The following is a 24790-nucleotide window of genomic DNA, read 5'->3' on the forward strand; positions in this document are numbered from 1 at the left end:
ACTACCCCTCGCTTTTTAGTTCTGTAACATACTGTACTAATGCCGCTTGACCTTGTTGCTCATAAATTTTAGTGATTTCACTACCAATACCAACTGCAAAACTACCTGCTTTCAACCATTCACGATGATTATCTTTACCAACACCACCGGTTGGCACAATTTCAATTTGTGGCAATGGCCCTTTAAAATCTTTTATCGATTTCGGTGAAAATTGTGTTGCTGGGAACAATTTCAATACTTTGCACCCATAACGGAGCGATGTCACCATTTCTGTAACTGTCATACATCCCGGAATATAAGGTATATTATATAAATTAGCCATTTTCGCTGTTTCTTCATCAAATGATGGACTCACGATAAATGTTGCACCATTTAAGATAGCTGTACGTGCTGATACACTATCTAATACTGTTCCAGCCCCAATAATAGCGCCGTCTTTTTGTGAAAGTTCCGCAATAATATCCATAGCGTTCGGCGTAGTTAACGTCACTTCGATAATATTGAGTCCATTATCAATAATCGTATGCGCAATATTTAAAAATGATTCCGCATCATCTGTACGCATCACTGCGATATGTTTCCCCTGTCGGATTGCCTGCATTGTCTCTGTAGCATTCATCTCGTCATCCCCTTAATAGATCATTTACAAAATAACAACGTTGTTATTTTTATTCAAAAAAATATTTTAATGCTTATCTCTATGGTATAATTAATTCTAACTTAAATCAATCTATTTCAAGGAGAAATTTCATGGCAGTCACTCTAAAAGATGTCGCCGAAGCCTGTGGAGTCAGTTATTCCACAGTTAGTAAAGCATTAAAAAATTCTAAATTAGTCAAACCAAATACAAAACAAATGATTCAACAAAAAGCCCTTGAGATGAATTACATACCTAATCACTCCGCGCGAGCACTTGTGTCTAAAAAAAGTGGTACGATTGGTCTGATTTGGCCATCCGTAGACCGCGTCGCCGTGACACATCTGATTACGGAAATTAACATAGCAATTAAAGCATTAGGTTACACGATGTTTGTGTCAATTGATGATGTCGCAACCGCTTCGAAAAAATTTGTCGAATTCGGCTGCGACGGTATCGTCATTTTTGACGAAGGTGATGGCTCTAACCTTCCTCCAGAAATTTATAACAATGTTCCCGTAGTAGCCTATGGTGTTGACCGCGCTCTTCCTTATCCAATCATCAATGTCAACCATGCCGAAGCAATGATCATGGCAATTAAAGGCTTGCGTGATAAAGGTATACAAACGATTGACTACATTGGCGATACTCAAACCAATGATGCACGCCAAATCGCCAAAAAAGAAGCGATTGTTCAGTATTGTAATCAACAGCATCTTTCTTATCGCATGATTGATTCAAATGGTTTAAATGCGATGGATGCTGAAACTTCTATTAAAAATTTCCAACAACACGATAGCCTATCCGAAGGCGTCATTTGCGGAAGTTATGATATTACTGTAGGCACAATCAATGCACTTAACACGAAGCAACGCCCAGTCATTTATTCATATGACAATATTCCACAAATTAAAAAATTAGACTATCCAATACATGCAATTGGTGTTCCCACTGCTGAAATTGCACAACAAATTGTGACAACACTTGATAAAATCGTACAAGGCGAACCGACAGAACAAACTTATCACTTACATCCTTCCATTGCTGATAATCAATAATGTCGATGTACCATGCCTCATTTTAATATAAAACAAAACACCCAAGACTACATGGACAGTGTAGCCTTGGGTGCATTTGTTTGAGAGATATTTATCTAGAGGGTTATTTCATTTTCACTTCAACTGAAGTATAAGTTTCGACACATGTATTAATATATTCATCACGTGTTCGTAGATAATCAAGTTGTTCATTTCATAGATGATTGGTCGTCTGATCGATTTACAACAGCTGGTACACCTTTGTTGTTCATCTGTGTATGAATGTTATTGTCTAATACCGTTAATATTACGTATATTAATAATTGCTTGTGTATATGTTCTGACGTTTCTAGCTCACTCATTTACAATCACCATTTGTGGTGGGCAGGGGATGTGTTGTTTTTATTTTATTGATTGGGCAAAAACATGAAAAACAAATTTGTTGTTGTATTTGGAATGAACATGCTGTTTACAAGCAAGTGGATAATGAATCATTCAAGTGTTTAAGGGGTACATATGAAAATCATCTTAGATTCTACCACATCATCTCTGTATGGTACGTCATCATTATCCGGTCGATATTCTATTGAGACTCCCTCAGTATGTTTATAAGTTATGAGTCCTGATTAGAATGACGTTAATATTAAACTGTTGTGTTGGTTGTACGACGAATTAATACATCGGAAATACTTATCTTAAATCATGGTGAATGATTTGTTAATCAGTACTCATAACCCTCTACTCATCTATTATATTACGCAATCTTCTATGATAAAAATACATAGTTGGAATATTTGACATTCGTTAACGGAATACTTTATATAATCTTAATATATCTTTTCATCGACTTCCGTTGTGTCACTCTGTGCTTCATTTTTATACTGTGGCTAATGATAATTTTTCAGAAAATCAATCCATTTGTGCGTTACAAAATTCATATAGCTTTCTTTTTTCCATATGACACCCAAATTCCATGATACGTCTGCGCCCGTGATTTTGACGCCGACAACATCTTCATGCAAGATACTTACAATACTCTCTGGCAATATGCTCACACCCATGCCATCGCGAATCATATTTTCAATAAATGTAATTTGCGACATTTTTGCTACCGTTTTAGGATGGAAACCAACTTTCCGACAACTTTCAATAATCTGATCTTTTAAATAATAATCATCGTGAAACATGATGAAATGTTCGCGTTTTAAATCACCTAAATAAACAGAGGCTTGTGATGCATACGCCGAATTTTTATTTACCACTAAAAGTAGTTGCTCATTATATAGTGGCACAGCATTGTAAACATCATCGTCTACAGGTAATGTTGTAATGCCGACATCAATTTCATCTCGGTTCAAATAATTCTCAACGGCTTTACCACCACCTTCAATCACTTCATATGTGACATTCGGATATATGTTATGGAATTCATTTAAACTTTTTGTAAATAATCTCACATTCATAATTGCAGACACACCTAATCGAATATGACCACGCTCTAAGTTAGTTACATCTCCCATTTCAAGTGACAAATCATCCAATACTGCCAGAGCTTCTACACATTTATCATAGAAAATTTGTCCCGTATCTGTTAAGACAATATGTTTTTTACGACGGTCAAACAATGTAATGTTAAATTCATCTTCAATACTTTTTATATTCTTACTGATTGTCGACTGTGCGATATATAAATGTTCTGAAGCCTGTGTCATGCCCCCATTTTTCACAACTTCCACAAAATATTTCATTTGCTTAATTTCCATATTTATCTCCTCTATGAGTACTTTTATTTGAATTATAGATGTAGTGTGTAACCCATTAATTGTTAGGACGCTTAAATCATTATCTTAATTATAACGATAAACCCTACAAATTTCATTTAGCTACATGTTAAAAAGTCATAAAATAATAAGTTTCACTATTGTTCTGTACTATCGTATGACCCAGTAATTTTTTATCTTTTATAAATATCATATGCGTTTTGTTACCTTTTACTTCAACTTATCTTTATGCTTAAAGTACAAACTTTAGTTATTGAGAAGGGATGTTAAAATATGGCACAATTTTACAAGTGGATTTCCCGCTAGAAGGACCTTTTGGAAATGAAATGGCTCAACAATTTGAAGATTTAGCAAAGTCTATCAATGATGAACCTGGTTTTTTATGGAAAATTTGGACAGAAAACGAAAGTGAAAAAGTAGCTGGCGGTGTGTATGCTTTTGATAACTATGATAATGCACAGCAATACTTAACAATGCATCGTGCACGCCTTAAATCTATGGGCGTAACAGATATGCATGCACGTATATTTGATGTGAACGAAACACTTACAGATATCAATCACGGCCGTCTCCAATAATTAGTAATAACTAACCCCCTCATTCTATACATCAAAATGTATCGTCTGAAGGGGTTAATTGCTTATATAGAAAATGGGATTTCTGTCACACTCTCAACACCCATTTTACTGTAATACACGCATTTCATTCACAAACGTTTCATAGCTAATCTCATTTTTCGAAAATTGAGAAACAAGCTTATACATTTGTTCGTTTTTTGTATACTCCTGTTTATATAAAACAGTATCAATCTGTGATTCTTCTGCTACTGGATTCACTACATTTGCTTTATTAGAAAATGCGGCATAATAACGTACACCAAATACACGCTGTGATATTGCGTCAATATGTATAGCATCAGGGTTAGACGTTAATCCTTGTGCTGTCACATAATAACAATGGTCTTGCTCGCGCGCAACGCGTTTAATTTCAGCATTGATTTCCTCGTATTCTATTGCACTTTGACCAAAAGCTGTTTTTCCTAAAAAATCCGGTAACAAGCCCATAACAAAAGGTGTTTCTGGAATATTTAAAGTTGTTCTAAAATGATGAATCAAAGTATTTAATTTCTCAGCATATGTTTGATAGCGCTGATTTAAACTGTCACTTTCTCCTTGATGCCATAATATACCAATGATTTCACTCGTTTCTTGCGCAAATGTGGCTTCAGAGATTGCATGTCGCGTCAAGACGCCATCTGGTGCCCAATCCTCTATAGATGTTCCACCATCCGCACACGGAATCAGACCAATCGTTTCATTGGGATGTGCATCTAGCCATAATTTTGCTAAAGAGGCAGCAGGACCAATACCAGCCACTGCACGATCGTTATGAATCGGTTCTTCCATCATTTGCCATCTACCATTTCGTAACATCAAAATACGCTCATCTAATATCGGTTCTACCTCGTTAGTATAACCGCGCCCAGCCATATTTGACTGTCCTATTAATAATATAGACTTCATCTATTTCACTCCTTACTTTTAGACTTTAATCTGCTTAAAATTATCCAGCTTAATGTCTGTTTCACTTAATTTTTAAAATGCTAATTTCTCTCATCAACAGTGAAAATTAATATTTAAATTATAGCATCTATACGTTTGATTTAACTACAAATCGGAAATTCAACTAGAATAAAGTAACTATTGGAGGATTTAATCATGACTAAAGTATTTGTAACAGGCGCAACAGGCTTAATCGGTACGAAATTAACACAAAGATTATTAGAAGAAGGCTACGACGTCGCTGGCTTTACAACATCTCAACAAGGTAAAGCCAAATTGGTAAACGCTGGCGTGGAAGCTTATATTGGAGATATCTTAAAATACGACACGGTCGAAGCTGCAATTTCTGATTTTAAACCCAATATCATTATGAATGAAATTACTGATTTGAAAAATGTGAATATGGCAGCGAATACCAAAGTAAGAATTGAAGGTACCAAAAATCTGGTCGAAGCTGCACTTAAAAATGATGTCAAACAACTTCAATCTCAAAGTATCGCCTTTACCTATGAAGGTGGAGACACATTAGCAACCGAAGAGACGCCGCTCGACTACCATTCAACAGGCGATCGTAAAGTAACCGTCGATGGCGTTGAAGGATTAGAAAGTCAAACAGCACGTATTGAACATTACGTGGGACTACGTTATGGGTTACTCTATGGTCCTGGTACTTGGTATGGTAAAGACGGTATGATATATAACCTTTTCAAAGAAGATAACGTAACGATGTCAGATGGCGTACAATCATTTATCCATATTGATGACGCTGTAGAAGTTGCAATTCAAGCACTCCATTTCGAACCAGGAATCTACAACGTGACAGATGATGAACCTGTCAAAGGCGATGTATGGGCGCAATGGTACGCCGATTTATTAAACGTAAATCCAACGCTCAATATCCAATCTGCTGCAACGCATGAACGTGGCGCTTCAAATGCAAAATTGCGTGCACACGGTGGTCAGTTGATTTATCCGTCTTGGAAACAAGGCATGGATCCAATTCAATAAATGTAACAAACACGTGGGACAGAAACTTAATTTCTGCCCCACCTTTTATATTGCTTAAAATTAATAAAACAGTATACCAACGCCAATACCAATCAGTACAATAGACCACGAAGGCCATTTAAAATACATCAATAGCACAAATAACATTGCTGCAAATGTAAAATCCAATGATGTATGAACTGTTGAAGTCCAAATTGGCGTATAAAAAGCTGCGATCAAAATACCAACTACACCTGCACTGATACCTGTTAAAAATCCATTCATATACTTGTTTGATTTAAGCGCATCCCAAAACGGTAACACACCAAATAACAATAGAAATGCCGGTAAGAATATAGCGATCGTTGCGACTAAACCACCAACAATACCTTCCATTTCTGTTCCTAGATATGCTGCAAATGTAAATAATGGCCCTGGTACTGCTTGTGCTGCGCCATAACCTGTAATAAAGTGATCTGCTGAAATTAAATTTTGGGGAACAAATTCCTTTTCTAATAAAGGCAACACAACATGCCCACCACCAAATACTAAAGATCCAGCACGATAAAAACTATCTATCATTTTCACCCAAATATTATTAGTCTGTGCACTCAATATCGGTAACACTACCAATAATGTTGCAAATAATGACAGCGAACATAAGCCAACTTTTCTAGATAACTTAAATAAATGCGCGTCATTTTCATCCTGTGTTTTTGCGTCATTTCTTAAAAAGTACATACCATACAAGCCAGTTAGTAACAAAGCAACCACTTGTATAAGCACGTGGTCGATCAGTAACGTCATAGCAAGTACAAACATCGCCAATACAATCGTTGTCTTGGTATTCGCTAACTTCTTCCCCATACCTAATATTGCTTGTGCTACAATCGCCACCGCAACAAGTTTCAAGCCCTGAATCCAAGTAAAGTCCGCACTACTATTTACAAAAATCAATGCAAATAACATCAATACAACCACTGAAGGCAACGTAAAGCCTATGAAAGATATAATGCCTCCAACAATACCAGCTCTCACTGTACCAATGCCTATACCGACCTGACTACTCGCTGGTCCCGGTAAAAACTGACATAGCGCCACCAGATCTGTATATTCCTTTTCGTTAATCCATTTCCTGTTTTTAACATATTCGTCATAAAAATAGCCCAAATGTGCAACCGGACCACCAAAGGACATACATCCAAGTTTAACGGCAACGATAAATATTTCTAAATATTTTGTCATAAACGACTCCTATAAAGTTTTTTGATAAAAATAATTGGCTACCACGATATCTACGATGGCGACACCTACAGATTTAAAAATTGTAATTTCGTCAGTAGACACACGTCCCTCTTGTCGCTTTGCAATAATGTGACCTAGCTCACCATATAAATCATTTTTTGTAAACACGCCCTCATTTTCAGGCGTGATTAAGTCACCTGTTTCTTCCATTGCTGCACCTTCAGCTTCGACGACAACTTTATCTGCATCAACAATCGCTTGTGTTGGCAACTCTTGCATATCAGGTTTAAATGAACCTACTGCATTGACATGTACACCAGGTGCTAGACGTTGCTCGAATACAGGTGTGCGCGCATTCGTTGCTGTGACGATAACATCTGCACCTTCCATAGCTTTATCTGCATCTTGATACACTTCCATGTCGATGTTTGAGTGCAATGATTTTACAGTTTTTGAAAATTGCACCGCTTTATCATATGTACGATTATAAAATTGAATTCGCTCTATCTGTCTTACAGCTAATACCGCTTCAATCAGTCCTTCAGCCTGATCCCCTGTACCAATGACACATAATGTTTTGGCATTTTCACGTGCTAAATATTTCGTCGCAACTCCTGAAATGGCGCCAGTACGAATTTTAGTCAGATAAGAGCCTTCCAACACAGCAAGTGTTTCACCAGTTTCATAATCCGAAAGTGTTACAGAACCCACAATCGTCGGCTTACCTATTTGAGCATTATTCGGTGCGACTGTCACGGTCTTAACCCCTGTCACTTTCAATGCATCTGAAAGTGCAGGCATGACCAAATATCTATTTTCATCATTAAATGGTAATGAATACCGCAGTGGCGTATCTGTCTTACCTTCTGAGTACGCTTCAAGCGCCTCAGCAACCTCTTCTATAACTTCACCCATATTGAGTAGTTGTGCCTGTTCTTGTGCATCTATATATCGCATAAGCCACCCCTGTTTCTGTTAGTCGTCTTCATGATCAATAATATCTGTTTTCTTTTCAAATTTGGTAATAATCATTAGTAATACAATAAATACTAGGACAATACCTAATAAACTTAGCCACATTGTTTGCCCACTCAAATATAGAGAAATAAAGAAAATTGCTGCAAAAAAGCCATATATTATCAAATTTCTAATAAATAATAACCAGTAGTCCACTTTGATACTGAACCATGTGCGTATATTAGGATTTTCCGTTTGAATATGAAATCTCGTGCGAATTATACCTCTGATTACCACATATATCAGCAACAGAATCATAATTGCCGTTGCAACTAGCCGATATAGCGGTTTATCCAAAACATCTGAAAGTATAGCAAAACCTATACTAACAACGATAGTTAGCCAATCACCATTTTTTGCATTATTATTTTTCATCAGCCTATCACCTTCAATCTATATTTTCAATGTTACCTTTAACGTAACATATTTAGATTGAATATCATTACTGAATTAAAAATTTGTTGCTTGAAATATTTTGATTATTGAACCGTATAACCACCATCAATCAAAATCGCTTGCCCCGTCACACTTTTCGCACTATCACTACATAAGAATAATGCATAATCTGCAATATCTTTAATATCTAATAGTCGTTTTTGCGGAATAAGCGGATATAGCACTTCTTCAAGTACTTGCTCAACTTCGACGCCACGTTCTTTAGCCAAGTCTGCCATTTGATTACGCACAAGCGGTGTATCAATATAACCTGGGCAAATCGCATTGACTGTGATGCCCTCCGTGGCCGTTTCTAATGCTGTCACTTTTGTTAGTCCAATGATGCCATGTTTTGCACTATTATAGGCAGCCTTACCGGCGAAACCAATCACACCATTAATTGATGCCATATTTAAAATTCGACCCGCTTGCTGTTGTTTCATGATTGGTAATGCATATTTCGTACCTATAAAGCTACCCGTTAACATGATATCAATCATCTGTCTGAACTTTTCAGTAGGAAACGATTCAATACTTTCAACATGTTGGAGTCCGGCATTATTAAATAAAATATCTAGACGTCCATATTGTTCAACCGTTTTGTCTATCATCGATTTCACAGCTTGTTCATCTGTCACATTGACTTTGATAGCCATACAGTCATAGCCTTGCGCTTTCAAAGTATCTGTTTCTTGAATAAGTTTGTCTTCATTTAAATCTGCAAGAACAACTTTCGCTCCATTTTCCAAAAATACTTTTGCAATCGCCAAGCCAATACCACTTGCAGCACCTGTAATAATCGCTATTTTTCCTTTTACCATGCATGACACCTACTTTAAATGATATTCAAAATGTGCATCCGTACTTGCTTCAACTTGTTCTAATGTTGTATCCGGTTGTAATTCAATCAGTTTCATGACACCATTTTCAAATTGAAATACAGCTAAATCCGTAATTAAGGTATTGACCACACCCGCACCAGTCAGCGGTAATTCACACTGTGCTTTAATCTTAGACTCACCATGTTTATTCATATGATCCATAATAACGACAACTTTCTGAGCACCAACCACTAAATCCATTGCGCCACCCATGCCTTTAACTAATTTGCCAGGAATCATATAGTTCGCCAAGTCTCCCTTTTCTGAGACTTCCATGCCTCCAAGGATGGCTAAATCGATGTGTCCACCACGTATCATCGCGAAAGATTCTGCATTGTCAAAATAAGACGCCCCTTTAGCCGCCGTTACCGTCTCTTTACCAGCATTAATTAAATCTGGGTCAACCTCTGCTTCTGTTGGATAAGGTCCAATACCTAACAAACCATTTTCCGATTGAAAATACACATTCTCAACATGATCATTGATTTCATTCGCAACTAATGTTGGCATGCCAATCCCTAAATTGATAACCATGTCACTTTTAATTTCTTGTGCTGCACGTTGAATAATTTTTTTACGTTGTACTTTTTTATCCATGATTTGCCTCCTTTACTGTGCGTTTTTCAATACGTTTTTCAAAATGCGCACCATGATAAATGTAATCTACATATACACCTGATAAATGCACATCGTCGGGGGCAATTTCTCCGACTTCAACCAGTTCTTCTACTTCAACGATAGTTGTCTTAGCCGCCATTGCACATAATGGATTAAAGTTACGCGCTGTTTTTTCAAAAACAAGGTTGCCAAATGTATCTGCTTTTTGCGCTTTAACAATACCAAAGTCACCTTTAATCGCACGTTCCATTAAATACGTTTCACCATCAAAGTCACGCGTTTCTTTATCTTCAGCGATTAATGTACCTACACCTGTCTTCGTGTAAAATGCTGGAATACCTGCACCACCTGCACGTAATTTTTCAGCTAGTGTGCCTTGAGGTGTCAATTCGACGTTTAATTCACCACTGATAAATTGTTGTTCAAATATTTTATTTTCACCCACATAAGAACTAATCATTTTATCGATTTGTTTATTTTCTAATAAACGACCTAAACCAAAATCATCTACACCACAGTTGTTACTCACTACGGTCAACCCTTTCGTACCTTTCGCGCGAATTGCTTCAATACCATGTTCTGGAATACCACATAGCCCAAAACCACCTGCAAGTACAGTCATACCATCCTCAAGACCTGCAAAAGCGCTATTTATATCTGTAATTACTTTCGACATCTTTAAACCTCATTTCTCACTTTAGTTTTTAATACCTAGTACTAACAATTATACTTGAAATGTTTAGCGAAGTCTTTTATTTATGTTTGCGGTTTCATTGATGAAAACAAAAAGAAACTCGTCATTTTATAAGCAACGAGTTTCTTTTAATTAATATATTTTACGCAATTTCGATTTGGAAGCGACGTACGACTGTGCCATCTTCTAATGTAGATGATTCTATTTCTTCTCCACCATTATGTTCAATTACTGCTGCAGAAGCTTTATTATCTATTTCGCATGTGACAAGTGCTTCTTGGACGCCAATTCTTGATAAATAGTCCAATGACTTCTTCAGAATCTTGTTTCCGAATCCTTTGCCTCGTTTTGACTTGCGGACGCCATAGCCAACATGGCCGCCGATAGTCTTCAGCTTTTCATTTAGATTATGACGTATATTTGCTGCCCCAATAATTTCATCATCGTCTATTAGAAATAATGTTGTATTATCTACAAATGCATCATGTGATTTGTTATCTGCGAGTACATGTACGAGTTCGTCGAAATCATTATAATTGGTGATATTTGTGATTTCAGGGACAATTTTTTCATCATGATCAATCCATTCTCTCATATAATCACAATACATTAGCTCGTCACCCATTGTTAATTCTCTAAATTCAACCATGTTAACACTCCTTCCTTTCTCAACTTATATATTTGGTGGTTCATTATGAGTATTTATGTAATACACGTAATGATCGGTCCATTGTCCATTTTCAAAAATAAATCCTTTACGGACACATTCAAATTGGAAACCAACTTTTTCAATTAAGCCAATAGAAGGTTGATTATCCAAATTAATATGCGCCTCAATTCTATGAAAATGCAATTTCTCTTGTGCTTGTTTCACTAATTCTGTCAGTGCTTCATATGCATAGCCCTGTTGCCAATACTGATTATGAATAAAATAGCCAATTTCAGCCCATTGAAAGTGATCGCGACTTAAATTTTTAATATTTAACATCCCAATATGATGACCTGCTTTGTCAAATATTCCAAAAATATATAAATCGTCCGCTTCAATTGCTTGCTGCTGCCTTGCGACGAGTGCTGCAAACCAAGGTTCAGTCGCATCTGACATATCTATTTGACCTTTATCATGCCGGTATTGCGCTGGCTTGCGATTTACAAAACCATGCAACCATGACGTATAATCACTTTCTTCCAACGGTCTAATGATAAGACGTTGTGTAGTGAAATGCAACCCCAAATTTTTCGTCATTCAAAATCCCCTTATTCATTAATCTTCTTCTATTTTTTGCCGTTAAAACAACCATCTCCATTTGAAATCGTCCTTATCTTGCTTATAACTTTATATAACCTATTCCAGAATGTCTAAAACTTCATATACTATTTCTAGATTCCAGCAACGACTATTTTACTATTACTCCTATTTAAGCATAGTTAACATATTATTCCAATATTCTGGATTGCTAGTGGTGATAATCACCTATGCTTATATTTGTCCTTAGCAGTCTATTTCACATCACTTAATATCTGTCTTAATATTTGCGCTTCAGTCATTTCCTGGGTAATACACATTTCTCCCTTTACTTGCAACATGTCACGTTCGACAAACCACTTTGCCATTGCTGCTTCTCCAAAATCAGTATCTTTTTTGGAATGATGTCTACGTACCGTTTCTTCAAAAGGCAAATCAAAGTAATAGGTGTGTGTTTCAACATGCTCATGTTTGATAATTGATTCTAACATCTCTCCATATTTATTTTTATTTAAAATGCCTTCTAAAATAATAAAATCGCAATGTTCTATCCCGAAGGCCAATATTTCTGCTATCAGTGTTATCGCCAAATTACCAGGTCGATCATGCACATGCAGCATTTGCCGCCTAACGATATCTTGTTCTATTAATAAGACGGCTTCGTCATCAAGTTCATGCTGTAACTTTCGTGCAATCGTTGTTTTGCCACTACCTGAATTGCCTCGAATAATTATGAGTTTAACCATTTGTGTACGCTCCTTCCTATTATATATGCTAAAAAACGCTCGAAGACAATCATATCTCCGAGCGTTCATCAATAGTCAAACATAACGATATTTGTGTACCGTATGCTTTATATCAAAAATTATTTAATTGTACCTAGTTCTTTACCTACTTTTTCAAAAGCAGCTAAGGCTTGATCTAACATTTCTTTTGTATGTGCAGCAGTCGGCATGTTACGTACACGACCAGTGCCTTTTGGAACTGTAGGGAATACGATTGATTTCACGTATACACCCTCATCTTTAAGACGGCTACTGAATGCTTGTGTTTCTTTTTCATCACCAATGATGACTGGTGTGATTGGTGATTCAGAATCGCCAATATCAAAACCTAATTTTTGTAATCCCTCTTTAAGGTAGTTACCATTTTCCCAAAGTTTGTCATGTAGCTCTGTAGAAGCCATTAATTTTTTCACTGCAACTGTAATTGCTTTTGTATCTCCAGGTGCTAATGAAGTTGAGAATAAGAATGGTCTAGATTGTGCTTTTAACCAATCGATAAGTGATTGTGTACCAGCTACATAACCACCAACAACACCAATCGCTTTAGATAACGTACCAATTTGGAAATCAATTTTATCTTGTAATCCAAAATGTTTCACTGTACCTGCGCCTTTACCCATAACACCAGAACCATGTGCGTCATCAACATATGTGATTAAACCAAATTCTTCAGCAATTTCAACGATTTCTGGTAATTTAGCAACGTCTCCGTCCATACTAAATACACCATCCGTGATGTACATCACTTTATTATATTGACCTGATTCTACGGCTTCTTTAGCTTTCGCACGTAAATCGTCCATATCTGAGTGATTCACACGAATAATCTTCGCTTTAGATAAACGACAACCATCAATGATAGATGCATGGTTAAGTTCATCAGAAAGAATTGCATCATTTTTGTTCATAACAGCAGAAATTGCTGCCATGTTACAGTTGAAACCTGATTGATAAGCAATCGCTGCTTCTGTACCTTTAAATTCAGCAAGTGTTTGCTCTAATTCATCATGCACATCTAATGTACCATTGATTGAACGTACAGCACCTGCGCCTACACCATGTGTATCGATAGCGTCTTTAGCTGCTTGTTTCAAATCTTCATCTGTTGCTAAACCTAAATAGTTATTTGAAGATAAGTTAACATATTTTTTCCCATTAATAGTAATTTCAGGGCCATTCGCACCCTCAATTGTATCAATTTCATTATATAATCCATTATCTTTTAAATATTGGATATTTTCATCTAAAAAACCGTGTAGTGATTGAACCACTGCAAGTCCCCCTTTTGGAATTATCATAGTTTTCAAGTTAATCATACCTTATTTTTATTGTTGTGGAAAGTAGAATAATTATAACTTAGAAAGCGTTTACCACAATTTAATTTATCAACACTCAATTGCGCCTACAGATACGTATTATAAAATGGTATAATAGTTAAAAAGCTTAAGGAAGAAGGGTTGAAGTTGTTTGATTGGTTTCAACTAGCGCAACAAAAAGAAAGTAGAATGATCCAAGTACGTCGCTATTTACATCAATATCCCGAATTATCATTTGAAGAACATCATACGCATGACTATATAGTAAATCAGCTCAGCCAATTATCATGTGATATACGTACCCCTGTTGGTCGCAATGGTATTGTTGCTACATTTAAAGGTCGCGGTGATGGCCCAACGATAGCATTACGTGCTGATTTTGATGCTTTACCTATAGACGAACTTACCAATGTAGATTATAAATCTAAAAATCCAGGTGTCATGCATGCATGTGGTCACGATGGCCATACTGCAATCCTATTAGGAGTAGCGGAAATCATTGAACAACACCTCTCTTCGTTAAATGGTAATGTGGTATTAATTTTCCAATATGGCGAAGAAATCATGCCTGGTGGTTCCCAAGAAATGATAGATGATAACTGTTTGAAGGATGTCGATAAAGTTTATGGTAATCACTTATGGTCAGGTTATCCAACTGGTATGATTTACTCACGTCCTGGTGCAATGATGGCTTCACCTGATGAATTCAACATTACTATTCGAGGTAAAGGCGGTCATGGAGCTAAACCTCATGAAACGATAGATCCAATTGTTATCATGGCAGAATTTATTATGAGCGCGCAAAAAATCGTTTCTCGTACTATTGATCCTGTTAAACAAGCAGTCATCAGCTTTGGTATGGTGCAAGCAGGTTCAGCGGACAATATTATCCCTGATACAGCATTCTGTAAAGGTACTGTTCGTACATTTGATACTGAGGTTCAAAGTCACGTAATGACAAAAATGGAAAAACTATTGCAGGGACTTGCGGTAGCAAATGACATTACCTACACGTTTGATTATATTAAGGGATACTTACCTGTTCATAATCATCCAAACAACTATGAAATCGTAAAACAAGCTGCGAATGATATGAATTTACGTTTTCATAAATCAGAATTAATGATGATTGGTGAAGATTTTGCGCACTATTTAAAGGTCCGCCCTGGCGCATTCTTTTTAACTGGATGTGGTAATCCAGAAAAAGATACCATGCATCCGCACCATAGTCCAAATTTCAATATTGATGAAAAAGCTATGAAATATGCTACATGCGAATTTCTCAAAATATTAGAACTAGAAAGTGTGATTGATAGAGCCACTTCGTAACTTTGTTACATTAATGGCTTTTATGCATGAGCTTTAGCTCAAGTATTCCTCTGCTGGTGTTTTATAACTTTAACTATTCAATCATAACCTTATATTATGTATAAAAAGACCATTGTCATGCGCTAATGACAATGGTCTTTTTGCTCTGCTTAATTCTGCAATTCTATGATAACTTTGTTTGCATCAACAATTGGCTAATACACTAAGAACCCCTAATTCAATTTATGTGAATAAATTCGGTTTACATTAGCTGTCGGCTAATGCACTAATAACCCCTAATTCACTTTGTGAATAAATTCGGTTTACATTAGCTGACAGCTAATGCACTAAGCCCCCCTAATTCACTTTGTGTGAATTAGGGGGGCTTAGTGAAAAAAGAGGCTCCCGAAGGAACCTCTTGAAATTTCTATCTAAGATAGAGATTTATATTATTGGTTGATTACAGTAACAACGCCTGATCCAACAGTACGTCCACCCTCACGGATAGAGAAACGAGTACCGTCTTCAATAGCGATTGGAGAAATTAATTCAACTTCCATTTCAACGTTATCGCCAGGCATAACCATTTCAGTACCTTCTGGTAAGTTAACAACACCAGTTACGTCTGTAGTACGGAAATAGAATTGTGGGCGGTAGTTAGTGAAGAATGGAGTATGACGTCCACCTTCTTCTTTAGATAAAACATACACGTCCGCTTTGAATTTTGTATGTGGTGTAATAGTACCAGGAGCAGCTAAAACTTGACCACGTTGTACGTCATCACGTGAAACACCACGTAATAATGCACCAATGTTGTCACCAGCTTCAGCGTAGTCTAATAATTTACGGAACATTTCTACACCAGTAACTGTTGTTTTGCTTGAATCTTCTTGCATACCGATGATTTCGATTTCTTCACCGACTTTGATTTGACCACGTTCAACACGGCCTGTAGCAACAGTACCACGACCAGTGATTGAGAATACGTCCTCAACTGGCATCATGAATGGTTTGTCAGAATCACGTTCTGGTGTTGGAATGAATTCATCAACAGCGTTCATTAAGTCTAAGATTTTTTGCTCATAGTCAGCATCGCCTTCTAAAGCTTTTAATGCAGAACCAGAGATTACAGGTACATCGTCACCTGGGAAGTCATATTCGCTTAATAAGTCACGAACTTCCATTTCTACTAATTCTAATAATTCTTCATCGTCAACCATGTCAACTTTGTTTAAGAATACAACTAATGCTGGAACACCAACGTTACGTGATAAAAGAATGTGTTCACGAGTTTGTGGCATTGGGCCATCAGCAGCAGATACTACTAAGATAGCTCCGTCCATTTGAGCAGCACCAGTGATCATGTTTTTAACATAGTCAGCGTGACCTGGGCAGTCAACGTGAGCATAGTGACGTTTGTCAGTAGTATACTCGATGTGTGAAGTATTGATTGTAATACCACGTTCTTTTTCTTCTGGAGCGTTGTCAATCATGTCATATGATTGTGCTACAGAGTCACCATTTTTTGCTAATACAGTTGCGATAGCAGCTGTTAAAGTAGTTTTACCATGGTCAACGTGACCAATCGTACCAATATTGGCATGTTCTTTTGAGCGGTCAAATTTTTCTTTAGCCATTATAAAATCTCTCCTATTCGTTAGAAAATTAATTTTTAAATTTATCTCTCATGACAGTTTCTCACCATCATGAGAAGATTGTTTGGTTTTTTATATAAAGGACCATACAGTACCTTTATAATGCATTTTTCCCAAAAAATCAATCAATAAAACTATAAGCTATCTAATTAAGCTTTACATGTATTGTACAGACAGTAGCCATACAACACAAGCTTAATTATTCGCTTTTATTACCACTGTTTTTCTTGATAATTTCTTCAGAAATTGATTTTGGAACTTCAGCATAGTGATCAAAGTACATTGTGTAAGTACCACGACCTTGAGTGTTAGAACGTAATGATGTTGCGTAACCGAACATTTCTGAAAGTGGTACAAAGGCATTTACAACTTGTGCATTACCACGAGGTTCCATACCATCAACACGTCCACGACGAGATGTTACGTCACCCATGATGTCACCCATGTACTCTTCAGGCATTTCAATTGTTACTTTCATCATTGGTTCTAAGATAACTGGATCACATTTTTTAGCAGCTTCTTTAAGCGCTAATGATGCTGCAATTTTGAAGGCCATTTCTGATGAATCGACATCATGGTATGAACCATCAAATAATTTAGCTTTAACATCAATTAAAGGATAACCAGCTAACACACCGTTTTCCATTGAATCTTTAAGACCTGCTTCAACAGATGGAATGTATTCACGAGGAACTACACCACCAACGATAGCGTTTTCGAATTCGAAACCGCCACCTGTTTCGTTAGGTGCGAATTCAATTTTAACGTCACCATATTGACCACGACCACCTGATTGACGAGCGAATTTACCTTGAACTTGAGCTGATGATTTAAATGTTTCACGGTATGAAACCATTGGTGCACCAACGTTACATTCAACGTTAAATTCTTTCTTCATACGGTCTACTAAGATATCTAAGTGAAGCTCACCCATACCACCAATGATAACTTGTCCAGTTTCATCGTCTGTGTGTGCATGGAATGTTGGATCTTCTTCTTGTAACTTAACTAAAGCTGTAGTCATTTTGTCTTGGTCTGCTTTAGATTTAGGTTCAACTGATAAGTGGATAACAGGCTCTGGGAAATCCATAGATTCCAAGATAATGTCATTCTTCTCACCACATAAAGTATCACCAGTACCAGTATCTTTAAGACCTACCGCTGCTGCGATATCTCCTGAATATACTGTGTTTAACTCTTGACGAGAGTTCGCGTGCATTTGTAGTAAACGACCTACACGTTCACGTTTGTTCTTCGTAGAGTTTTTAACGTATGAACCTGATGATAATGTACCTGAGTACACACGGAAGAATGTTAATTTACCAACATAAGGGTCAGTCATTACTTTGAACGCTAAAGCAGCGAACTCAGCATTGTCATCAGCTTTTGCGATAACTTCTTCTTCAGGGTTCTCAGCACGGTGTCCAACGATTGGTTTAACATCTAATGGTGAAGGTAAGTAGTCAATTACTGCATCAAGCATTAATTGTACACCTTTGTTTTTAAATGCTGTACCAACAAGTACTGGGTAGAATTCTACGTCAGTAGTTGCTTTACGGATTGCATCTTTCAACTCAGAAATTGAAATTTCTTCATCAGCAAGATATTTTTCCATTAATTCGTCGTTAGTTTCAGCTACAGCTTCAACTAATGCCGCACGAGCTTCTTCAGCTCTTTCTTTATGATCTTCAGGAATTTCAATTTCATCAATTTCAGTTCCTAAGTCATTGTTGTATTTGAAACATTTCATTTCAACTAAGTCAATGATTGCTTCAAATTCATCTTCAGCACCGATTGGTAACTGAATTGGTTGCGCGTTCGCTTGTAAACGGTCATGAATAGTACTTACTGAATATTCAAAGTTAGCACCTAATTTGTCCATTTTGTTTACGAACACAATACGAGGCACACCATAAGTTGTTGCTTGACGCCAAACTGTTTCAGTTTGAGGTTCAACACCAGATTGTGCATCTAATACTGTTACTGCACCATCAAGTACACGTAATGAACGTTCAACTTCTACTGTGAAGTCTACGTGTCCAGGTGTATCGATGATGTTTACACGGTGGTTATCCCATTCTGCAGTTGTTGCAGCTGATGTGATAGTAATACCACGGTCTTGCTCCTGTTCCATCCAGTCCATTTGTGAAGCACCTTCATGTGTTTCACCAATTTTGTGGATACGTCCAGTGTAGTAAAGAATACGTTCAGTCGTAGTTGTTTTACCAGCATCGATGTGAGCCATGATACCAATATTACGAGTTCTATCTAAACTAAAATCTCTAGCCATGTATTTTTCTCCTTCCAGTATAACTGCGAATAAATACTATAAATATGGCGATGCCCTAAACACGCGCCGGCGATAGTAAACTATCATTGTGGAACATGCTCAGGGAAAAAGCTACTATCCTACCAGCGATAGTGAGCGAATGCTTTGTTAGCTTCAGCCATTTTGTGAGTGTCTTCACGTTTCTTAACTGCACCACCAGTGTTGTTTGCTGCATCTAAGATTTCGTTAGCTAAACGTTCTTCCATAGTTTTTTCACCACGAAGACGTGAATAGTTAACTAACCAACGAAGACCTAAAGTAGTACGACGCTCTGGACGAACTTCTACTGGTACTTGATAGTTAGAGCCACCAACACGGCGAGCTTTAACCTCTAATACTGGCATGATGTTGTCGATAGCTTCTTCGAATACTTCAACTGCTTCACGACCACTACGTTCTTTAACGATGTCGAATGCAGAATAAAGAATTCTTTGTGCTGTTCCACGTTTACCATCTAACATAATTTTGTTGATCAATTTTGTAACTAATTTAGAGTTGTGAATTGGATCTGGTAATACGTCTCTTTTTGGTACTGATCCTTTACGAGGCATAATATAAATCCTCCCTTCCTATTATAATATAATTTTTAAATTTATAGCGAAAATTTACGCAATCTTAAACTTATTTTTTAGGTTTCTTAGTTCCGTATAATGAACGGCCTTGTCTACGTCCATCAACACCTGAAGTATCAAGTGCACCACGTACAATATGGTAACGTACACCAGGTAAGTCTTTCACACGGCCACCACGTACAAGTACAACACTGTGTTCTTGTAAGTTATGTCCGATACCAGGGATATACGCATTGATTTCAATGTTGTTAGACAAACGAACACGAGCATATTTACGTAACGCAGAGTTTGGTTTTTTAGGTGTCATAGTACCTACACGTGTACAAACACCGCGTTTTTGTGGAGAGTTTAAGTCAGTAAATTTTTTCTTTTTACTGTTAAAGTTTCTGTTTAATGCTGGTGAATCAGATTTTTTTGATTTACTTTGTCTTGGTTTGCGTACCAATTGGTTAATTGTTGGCATTGAATGTTCCTCCTTTCCTCATTTATAATCCCACACATCCAGGTGGTTCATTTTAAGGGTAAATAAAATTTAGTAAGAACAATTCTTACTAATCTCATTTTAATAATGCAACGATTGCTGCATTAACATTTATACCTACGTATTCTCCTAAAGCTTTTTTACTTTCGAAAAATGAGACAGGTATGTGTTTGTGATTGATTTGGCTTAACACGCGAGTCATAAGATGAACTTCTACGTCTTCAGCAATAATCAATGATGTCACTTGATCTTTATGCAAAGCTTTAAGCGTTTGTTTCAGACCAATAACATAGTGTTGTTTGTTAAAGCGTGCAACTTTTTCATTAGACATTTACATATCCTCCAAAGTTCTGCTTGCATCAACCTTAATAATAATAACACTTTCAATACGACTGAGTCAACTTTTATTCGTATTTTTTTGCTTAAAAATATAAAAACAAAGTGATCGAAAGTAATAACTCCGACCACTTTGTAATTTCTTACGAAACATTAGATTTCAGTTGTTTGAACTTCTTCTAAAATGTCAGTATCTGGTGTTGCTTTATCGTATTCTACATCTCTGTAACGTCTCATACCTGTACCAGCTGGAATTAATTTACCGATAATAACGTTCTCTTTAAGTCCGAGTAAGTTATCACGTTTACCTTTAATTGCAGCATCAGTAAGTACACGTGTTGTTTCTTGGAATGAAGCTGCTGATAAGAAGCTTTCAGTTTCAAGAGACGCTTTCGTAATACCTAATAATACTGGTTTCGCTGTTGCAGGACGTTTACGTTCTTTAAATGCTTCACGGTTTGCATCAGTAAAGTTATGAATATCTACTAATGAACCTGGAAGTAACTTCGTATCTCCAGCTTCAATGATACGTACTTTACGTAACATTTGTCTTACCATAACCTCAACGTGTTTATCATCGATTTCTACACCTTGCATACGGTAAACTTTTTGAACTTCTTTTAGTAAATAACTTTCTGTTGCATTTAAACCAGAGACAGATAAATAGTTCTTAGGCTCGATTGAACCTTCTGTAAGGACTTCACCGCGTTCAACGCTTTGTCCAACTTCTACTTTCAATCTTGAAGTACCAGAAGCTAAATATGATTTAGACTCATTGGCACCTTTAATCACGATTTCTTGTTGACGATCTTTTGCAAGCTTAATGTCATCAACAACACCTTCGATTTCAGTAATCACGGCTTGACCTTTAGGATTACGTGCTTCGAAAATCTCTTGGATACGAGGAAGACCTTGAGTGATATCGCTACCTGCTACACCACCTGTATGGAATGTACGCATTGTAAGCTGTGTACCTGGTTCACCAATTGATTGGGCAGCAATTGTACCAACTGCTTCACCAACCTCAACTTTTTCACCAGTCGCAAGGTTTTTACCATAACATTTTTCACATACACCATGACGTGTATTACATGTGAAGGCTGAACGGATATACATTTCCTCTATACCAGCATCAGTGATTTTCTTAGCAATTTCCGCAGTCACTAATTCGTCAGGATGGATGATTACTTCATCTGTTTCAGGGTGACGAATTGTTTCTTTAGAATAACGTCCTTCAATACGTTCGATAAATGGTTCAATCATTTCTGTACCTTCTTTGATATCAGAAACAAGCAAACCACGGTCAGTACCACAGTCTTCTTCACGGACGATAACATCTTGTGCAACGTCAACAAGACGACGAGTAAGGTAACCTGAATCGGCAGTCTTAAGTGCTGTATCGGCAAGACCTTTACGCGCACCGTGAGTTGAGATGAAGTATTCTAATACTGTTAAACCTTCACGGAATGATGAAGTGATAGGTAATTCGATAATCTCACCTGATGGTGCGGCCATAAGTCCACGCATACCTGCTAACTGTGTAAAGTTAGATGCGTTACCACGGGCACCAGAGTCACTCATCATAAAGATTGGGTTTGTTTCTTCAAGTGATCCCATTAGTTCGTTTTGAATTTGGTCTTTAGCGTCAGTCCAAATTTCAATAACTGCGTTGTAACGTTCGAAATCTGTGATTAAACCACGATTGAATTGTTTCGTTACTTTTTCAACTAATTTTTCATGTTCATCTAAAATGTCTTGTTTATCTGGTAATACCACGATATCAGATACACCAACAGTGATACCAGCTTTAGATGAAAACTTAAATCCTAAGTCTTTCATTCTGTCTAACATCATTGATGTATCAGTGATGCTGAAACGGTTAAACACTTCTGCAATAATATTTCCTAAGAAATTCTTATTGAATGGTTTGATTAACGGTTGCTCATCAAAGTAGGCTTTTAAGCCTTCTTCACCAATTTCAGTAGGCGCGATGAAATACTTCTCAGGTGTTTTATTTTCTAAGTTTGTTTGTGTTGGTTCATTAATATAAGCAAATGAATCAGGAATAATTTCATTAAATATCACTTTACCAACTGAAGTTAATAAGATTTTCTTATTTTGTTCTTCAGTGAATGTTGGATTATTAAATGATGCAGCGTGTACACCAATACGTGAATGCAAGTGAACATAACCATTTGCATACGCTTTGAGCACTTCATTTGTATCATTATAAATTGTACCTGTATTCACAGCTTCTTTACGCTCTAAAGTAAGGTAATAGTTACCTAATACCATATCTTGTGATGGTGTAACAACTGGTTTACCATCTTTAGGGTTCAAGATGTTTTGCGCTGCTAACATTAACATACGCGCTTCAGATTGAGCTTCTTTAGACAATGGTACGTGAACAGCCATTTGGTCACCATCAAAGTCGGCGTTATACGCTGTTGTTGCAAGTGGATGTAGACGAATCGCGCGTCCTTCAACTAATGTAGGTTCAAATGCTTGGATACCTAATCTGTGAAGTGTTGGTGCACGGTTTAAAAGCACTGGGTGTTCTTTAATAACATCTTCTAATACATCCCATACTTCATCATCCATACGCTCAATTTTACTTTTCGCATTTTTGATGTTCGTCGCAATTTCACGTTGTACTAACTCTTTCATAATGAAAGGTTTGAACAATTCAAGTGCCATCTCTTTAGGTAGACCACATTGATACATCTTCAAGTTTGGTCCAACTGCAATAACTGAACGACCTGAATAGTCAACACGTTTACCTAATAAGTTTTGACGGAAACGACCTTGTTTACCTTTCAACATGTGAGAAAGTGATTTTAATGGACGGTTACCTGGTCCAGTAACTGGACGGCCACGACGACCATTATCAATAAGTGCGTCAACAGCCTCTTGTAACATACGTTTTTCGTTTTGTACGATGATGCCAGGAGCACCTAAATCTAACAAACGTTTCAAACGGTTGTTACGGTTGATAACACGACGGTATAAATCATTTAAATCACTTGTTGCAAAACGTCCACCGTCTAATTGAACCATTGGTCTGATTTCTGGTGGAATAATTGGAAGTACATCTAAAATCATCCATGCTGGATTATTACCAGAATGTCTAAATGATTCTACAACTTCTAAACGCTTGATTGCACGCGTAAGTCTTTGACCAGTTGCTGATTCTAATTCATCACGTAAGTGCTTCAGTTCAGCATCTAAATCAATTTCTTCAAGTAATTCTTTGATACCTTCTGCACCCATTTTAGCAGTGAATTTGCCTGGGAATTTATCATAATATTCTCTGTATTCAGCTTCAGATAGTAATGTCTTTTTCTCTAATCCAGTTGGACCCGGGTTAACAACAACATATGAAGCAAAGTAAATGACTTCTTCTAATGCTCTTGGTGACATGTCTAATAATAGACCCATACGACTTGGAATACCTTTGAAGTACCAAATGTGTGATACAGGTGCAGCTAATTCAATGTGTCCCATTCTTTCACGACGCACTTTTGATTTAGTTACTTCTACGCCACATCTGTCACAAACCATACCTTTATAACGGACACGTTTGTATTTACCACAACTACATTCCCAGTCTTTTGTAGGTCCAAAAATTCTTTCACAGAATAGACCATCTTTTTCTGGTTTTAAAGTACGATAATTAATTGTTTCTGGCTTTTTAACCTCACCAAAAGACCATGAACGGATTTTTTCAGGTGAAGCAAGTCCTATTTTCATATAATGGAAATTATTTACATCAATCAAGGAGCCTACCTCCTTCAATTTAGATTAGCTGTGCAAATTGATTGATTGCTCTATATCAATAATGGAACAAACTGTAATGAGGGTGAACATA

Annotated in this window: 24 protein-coding genes; 4 read left to right on the forward strand and 20 right to left on the reverse strand. The window is 36.9% G+C overall.

The annotated features are described in order from the left end of the window. Position 1 precedes the first annotated feature (1 nt). Positions 2-619, reverse strand: coding sequence for a bifunctional 4-hydroxy-2-oxoglutarate aldolase/2-dehydro-3-deoxy-phosphogluconate aldolase (gene eda, locus BJS11_RS02750; protein ID WP_069994206.1), 618 nt, complete (start codon positions 617-619; stop codon positions 2-4). A gap of 131 nt (positions 620-750) precedes the next feature. On the opposite strand from eda, the gene BJS11_RS02755 reads away from it, so the two are divergent. Further along, positions 751-1695, forward strand: a complete 945-nt coding sequence (locus BJS11_RS02755; RefSeq protein ID WP_069994205.1) for a LacI family DNA-binding transcriptional regulator — start codon at positions 751-753, stop codon at positions 1693-1695. Positions 1696-1883: 188 nt separating this feature from the next. On the opposite strand, the gene BJS11_RS13690 is transcribed toward BJS11_RS02755, so the two are convergent. Then, the gene (locus BJS11_RS13690) at positions 1884-2036 is read right to left on the reverse strand and encodes a hypothetical protein (RefSeq protein ID WP_159427248.1); all 153 of its coding nucleotides are present in this window, start codon (positions 2034-2036) and stop codon (positions 1884-1886) included. Between the two features lie 525 nt (positions 2037-2561). Then, positions 2562-3437, reverse strand: coding sequence for a cidABC operon transcriptional activator CidR (gene cidR, locus BJS11_RS02760; RefSeq protein ID WP_069994204.1), 876 nt, complete (start codon positions 3435-3437; stop codon positions 2562-2564). Positions 3438-3718: 281 nt separating this feature from the next. Between cidR and BJS11_RS02765 the strand changes: the two genes are divergently transcribed. Beyond that, positions 3719-4033, forward strand: coding sequence for a monooxygenase (locus tag BJS11_RS02765; RefSeq protein ID WP_069994203.1), 315 nt, complete (start codon positions 3719-3721; stop codon positions 4031-4033). A 105-nt stretch (positions 4034-4138) separates the two neighbouring features. Here the strand turns inward: BJS11_RS02765 and BJS11_RS02770 are convergent, their stop codons facing one another. Continuing rightward, complete coding sequence (locus tag BJS11_RS02770) at positions 4139-4978, reverse strand: sialate O-acetylesterase (RefSeq protein WP_069994202.1); 840 nt, start codon at positions 4976-4978, stop codon at positions 4139-4141. Between the two features lie 195 nt (positions 4979-5173). On the opposite strand from BJS11_RS02770, the gene BJS11_RS02775 reads away from it, so the two are divergent. Further along, a complete protein-coding gene (locus BJS11_RS02775) occupies positions 5174-6025 on the forward strand; it encodes an NAD-dependent epimerase/dehydratase family protein (protein ID WP_069994201.1) in 852 nt (283 codons plus the stop codon). A 60-nt stretch (positions 6026-6085) separates the two neighbouring features. Here BJS11_RS02775 and chrA read toward each other — a convergent pair whose 3' ends face one another. The 10 genes from chrA to BJS11_RS02825 form a co-directional block, all read right to left on the reverse strand. Further along, positions 6086-7249: a chromate efflux transporter gene (chrA, locus tag BJS11_RS02780; protein ID WP_069994200.1), complete on the reverse strand. Its 1164-nt coding sequence runs from the start codon at positions 7247-7249 to the stop codon at positions 6086-6088. 9 nt (positions 7250-7258) lie between these two features. Continuing rightward, on the reverse strand, positions 7259-8206 hold the full coding sequence (locus tag BJS11_RS02785; protein WP_069994199.1) for an ornithine cyclodeaminase family protein: 948 nt from the start codon (positions 8204-8206) through the stop codon (positions 7259-7261). Positions 8207-8224: 18 nt separating this feature from the next. Further along, positions 8225-8641 carry a hypothetical protein gene (locus BJS11_RS02790; protein ID WP_069994198.1) on the reverse strand — a complete coding sequence of 139 codons (417 nt, stop codon included), beginning with the start codon at positions 8639-8641 and terminating at the stop codon, positions 8225-8227. 104 nt (positions 8642-8745) lie between these two features. Beyond that, positions 8746-9522 carry a 3-hydroxybutyrate dehydrogenase gene (locus tag BJS11_RS02795; RefSeq protein WP_069994197.1) on the reverse strand — a complete coding sequence of 259 codons (777 nt, stop codon included), beginning with the start codon at positions 9520-9522 and terminating at the stop codon, positions 8746-8748. 9 nt (positions 9523-9531) lie between these two features. Beyond that, positions 9532-10179 carry a 3-oxoacid CoA-transferase subunit B gene (locus BJS11_RS02800; protein ID WP_069994196.1) on the reverse strand — a complete coding sequence of 216 codons (648 nt, stop codon included), beginning with the start codon at positions 10177-10179 and terminating at the stop codon, positions 9532-9534. Further along, complete coding sequence (locus BJS11_RS02805) at positions 10172-10876, reverse strand: CoA transferase subunit A (protein WP_069994195.1); 705 nt, start codon at positions 10874-10876, stop codon at positions 10172-10174. The genes BJS11_RS02800 and BJS11_RS02805 overlap by 8 nt, the downstream gene beginning before the upstream one ends. 160 nt (positions 10877-11036) lie before the next feature. Next, the gene (locus BJS11_RS02810; RefSeq protein ID WP_069994194.1) at positions 11037-11543 is read right to left on the reverse strand and encodes a GNAT family N-acetyltransferase; all 507 of its coding nucleotides are present in this window, start codon (positions 11541-11543) and stop codon (positions 11037-11039) included. Between the two features lie 24 nt (positions 11544-11567). Continuing rightward, positions 11568-12140 (reverse strand): GNAT family N-acetyltransferase, encoded by a 573-nt coding sequence (locus BJS11_RS02815; protein WP_069994193.1) that lies wholly within the window; start codon positions 12138-12140, stop codon positions 11568-11570. Between the two features lie 254 nt (positions 12141-12394). Beyond that, a complete protein-coding gene (locus BJS11_RS02820) occupies positions 12395-12886 on the reverse strand; it encodes a kinase (protein WP_069994192.1) in 492 nt (163 codons plus the stop codon). 119 nt (positions 12887-13005) lie between these two features. Next, positions 13006-14196, reverse strand: a complete 1191-nt coding sequence (locus BJS11_RS02825) for a glycine C-acetyltransferase (RefSeq protein ID WP_069994191.1) — start codon at positions 14194-14196, stop codon at positions 13006-13008. Between the two features lie 192 nt (positions 14197-14388). On the opposite strand from BJS11_RS02825, the gene BJS11_RS02830 reads away from it, so the two are divergent. Continuing rightward, a complete protein-coding gene (locus BJS11_RS02830) occupies positions 14389-15570 on the forward strand; it encodes a M20 family metallopeptidase (RefSeq protein ID WP_069994190.1) in 1182 nt (393 codons plus the stop codon). Between the two features lie 428 nt (positions 15571-15998). Here the strand turns inward: BJS11_RS02830 and tuf are convergent, their stop codons facing one another. The 6 genes from tuf to rpoC form a co-directional block, all read right to left on the reverse strand. Next, positions 15999-17186 (reverse strand): elongation factor Tu, encoded by a 1188-nt coding sequence (gene tuf / locus BJS11_RS02835; protein WP_069994189.1) that lies wholly within the window; start codon positions 17184-17186, stop codon positions 15999-16001. A 217-nt stretch (positions 17187-17403) separates the two neighbouring features. Next, the gene (gene fusA, locus BJS11_RS02840) at positions 17404-19494 is read right to left on the reverse strand and encodes an elongation factor G (protein ID WP_069994188.1); all 2091 of its coding nucleotides are present in this window, start codon (positions 19492-19494) and stop codon (positions 17404-17406) included. A gap of 119 nt (positions 19495-19613) precedes the next feature. Then, positions 19614-20084 (reverse strand): 30S ribosomal protein S7, encoded by a 471-nt coding sequence (gene rpsG, locus BJS11_RS02845; RefSeq protein ID WP_069994187.1) that lies wholly within the window; start codon positions 20082-20084, stop codon positions 19614-19616. A 70-nt stretch (positions 20085-20154) separates the two neighbouring features. Next, entirely contained in the window at positions 20155-20568 is a 414-nt protein-coding gene (rpsL, locus tag BJS11_RS02850; RefSeq protein ID WP_002484156.1) for a 30S ribosomal protein S12, read from the reverse strand. Between the two features lie 94 nt (positions 20569-20662). Further along, positions 20663-20917 carry a ribosomal L7Ae/L30e/S12e/Gadd45 family protein gene (locus tag BJS11_RS02855; protein ID WP_069994186.1) on the reverse strand — a complete coding sequence of 85 codons (255 nt, stop codon included), beginning with the start codon at positions 20915-20917 and terminating at the stop codon, positions 20663-20665. A 158-nt stretch (positions 20918-21075) separates the two neighbouring features. After that, positions 21076-24672 carry a DNA-directed RNA polymerase subunit beta' gene (gene rpoC, locus BJS11_RS02860; protein WP_167351804.1) on the reverse strand — a complete coding sequence of 1199 codons (3597 nt, stop codon included), beginning with the start codon at positions 24670-24672 and terminating at the stop codon, positions 21076-21078. Positions 24673-24790: the final 118 nt, after the last annotated feature.

Origin of the sequence: Staphylococcus caeli (assembly GCF_900097965.1) — a bacterium.
GTDB classification, from domain to species: Bacteria; Bacillota; Bacilli; order Staphylococcales; family Staphylococcaceae; genus Staphylococcus; species Staphylococcus caeli.

Excerpts from the sequence above, each read along its gene's own strand:
- eda (WP_069994206.1), bottom strand. The coding sequence starts at position 619 with ATGAATGCTACAGAGACAATGCAGGCAATCCGACAGGGGAAACATATC.
- BJS11_RS02755 (WP_069994205.1), top strand. The coding sequence starts at position 751 with ATGGCAGTCACTCTAAAAGATGTCGCCGAAGCCTGTGGAGTCAGTTAT.
- BJS11_RS13690 (WP_159427248.1), bottom strand. The coding sequence starts at position 2,036 with ATGAGTGAGCTAGAAACGTCAGAACATATACACAAGCAATTATTAATA.
- cidR (WP_069994204.1), bottom strand. The coding sequence starts at position 3,437 with ATGGAAATTAAGCAAATGAAATATTTTGTGGAAGTTGTGAAAAATGGG.
- BJS11_RS02765 (WP_069994203.1), top strand. The coding sequence starts at position 3,719 with ATGTTAAAATATGGCACAATTTTACAAGTGGATTTCCCGCTAGAAGGA.
- BJS11_RS02770 (WP_069994202.1), bottom strand. The coding sequence starts at position 4,978 with ATGAAGTCTATATTATTAATAGGACAGTCAAATATGGCTGGGCGCGGT.
- BJS11_RS02775 (WP_069994201.1), top strand. The coding sequence starts at position 5,174 with ATGACTAAAGTATTTGTAACAGGCGCAACAGGCTTAATCGGTACGAAA.
- chrA (WP_069994200.1), bottom strand. The coding sequence starts at position 7,249 with ATGACAAAATATTTAGAAATATTTATCGTTGCCGTTAAACTTGGATGT.
- BJS11_RS02785 (WP_069994199.1), bottom strand. The coding sequence starts at position 8,206 with ATGCGATATATAGATGCACAAGAACAGGCACAACTACTCAATATGGGT.
- BJS11_RS02790 (WP_069994198.1), bottom strand. The coding sequence starts at position 8,641 with ATGAAAAATAATAATGCAAAAAATGGTGATTGGCTAACTATCGTTGTT.
- BJS11_RS02795 (WP_069994197.1), bottom strand. The coding sequence starts at position 9,522 with ATGGTAAAAGGAAAAATAGCGATTATTACAGGTGCTGCAAGTGGTATT.
- BJS11_RS02800 (WP_069994196.1), bottom strand. The coding sequence starts at position 10,179 with ATGGATAAAAAAGTACAACGTAAAAAAATTATTCAACGTGCAGCACAA.
- BJS11_RS02805 (WP_069994195.1), bottom strand. The coding sequence starts at position 10,876 with ATGTCGAAAGTAATTACAGATATAAATAGCGCTTTTGCAGGTCTTGAG.
- BJS11_RS02810 (WP_069994194.1), bottom strand. The coding sequence starts at position 11,543 with ATGGTTGAATTTAGAGAATTAACAATGGGTGACGAGCTAATGTATTGT.
- BJS11_RS02815 (WP_069994193.1), bottom strand. The coding sequence starts at position 12,140 with ATGACGAAAAATTTGGGGTTGCATTTCACTACACAACGTCTTATCATT.
- BJS11_RS02820 (WP_069994192.1), bottom strand. The coding sequence starts at position 12,886 with ATGGTTAAACTCATAATTATTCGAGGCAATTCAGGTAGTGGCAAAACA.
- tuf (WP_069994189.1), bottom strand. The coding sequence starts at position 17,186 with ATGGCTAAAGAAAAATTTGACCGCTCAAAAGAACATGCCAATATTGGT.
- fusA (WP_069994188.1), bottom strand. The coding sequence starts at position 19,494 with ATGGCTAGAGATTTTAGTTTAGATAGAACTCGTAATATTGGTATCATG.
- rpsG (WP_069994187.1), bottom strand. The coding sequence starts at position 20,084 with ATGCCTCGTAAAGGATCAGTACCAAAAAGAGACGTATTACCAGATCCA.
- rpsL (WP_002484156.1), bottom strand. The coding sequence starts at position 20,568 with ATGCCAACAATTAACCAATTGGTACGCAAACCAAGACAAAGTAAATCA.
- BJS11_RS02855 (WP_069994186.1), bottom strand. The coding sequence starts at position 20,917 with ATGTCTAATGAAAAAGTTGCACGCTTTAACAAACAACACTATGTTATT.
- rpoC (WP_167351804.1), bottom strand. The coding sequence starts at position 24,672 with ATGAAAATAGGACTTGCTTCACCTGAAAAAATCCGTTCATGGTCTTTT.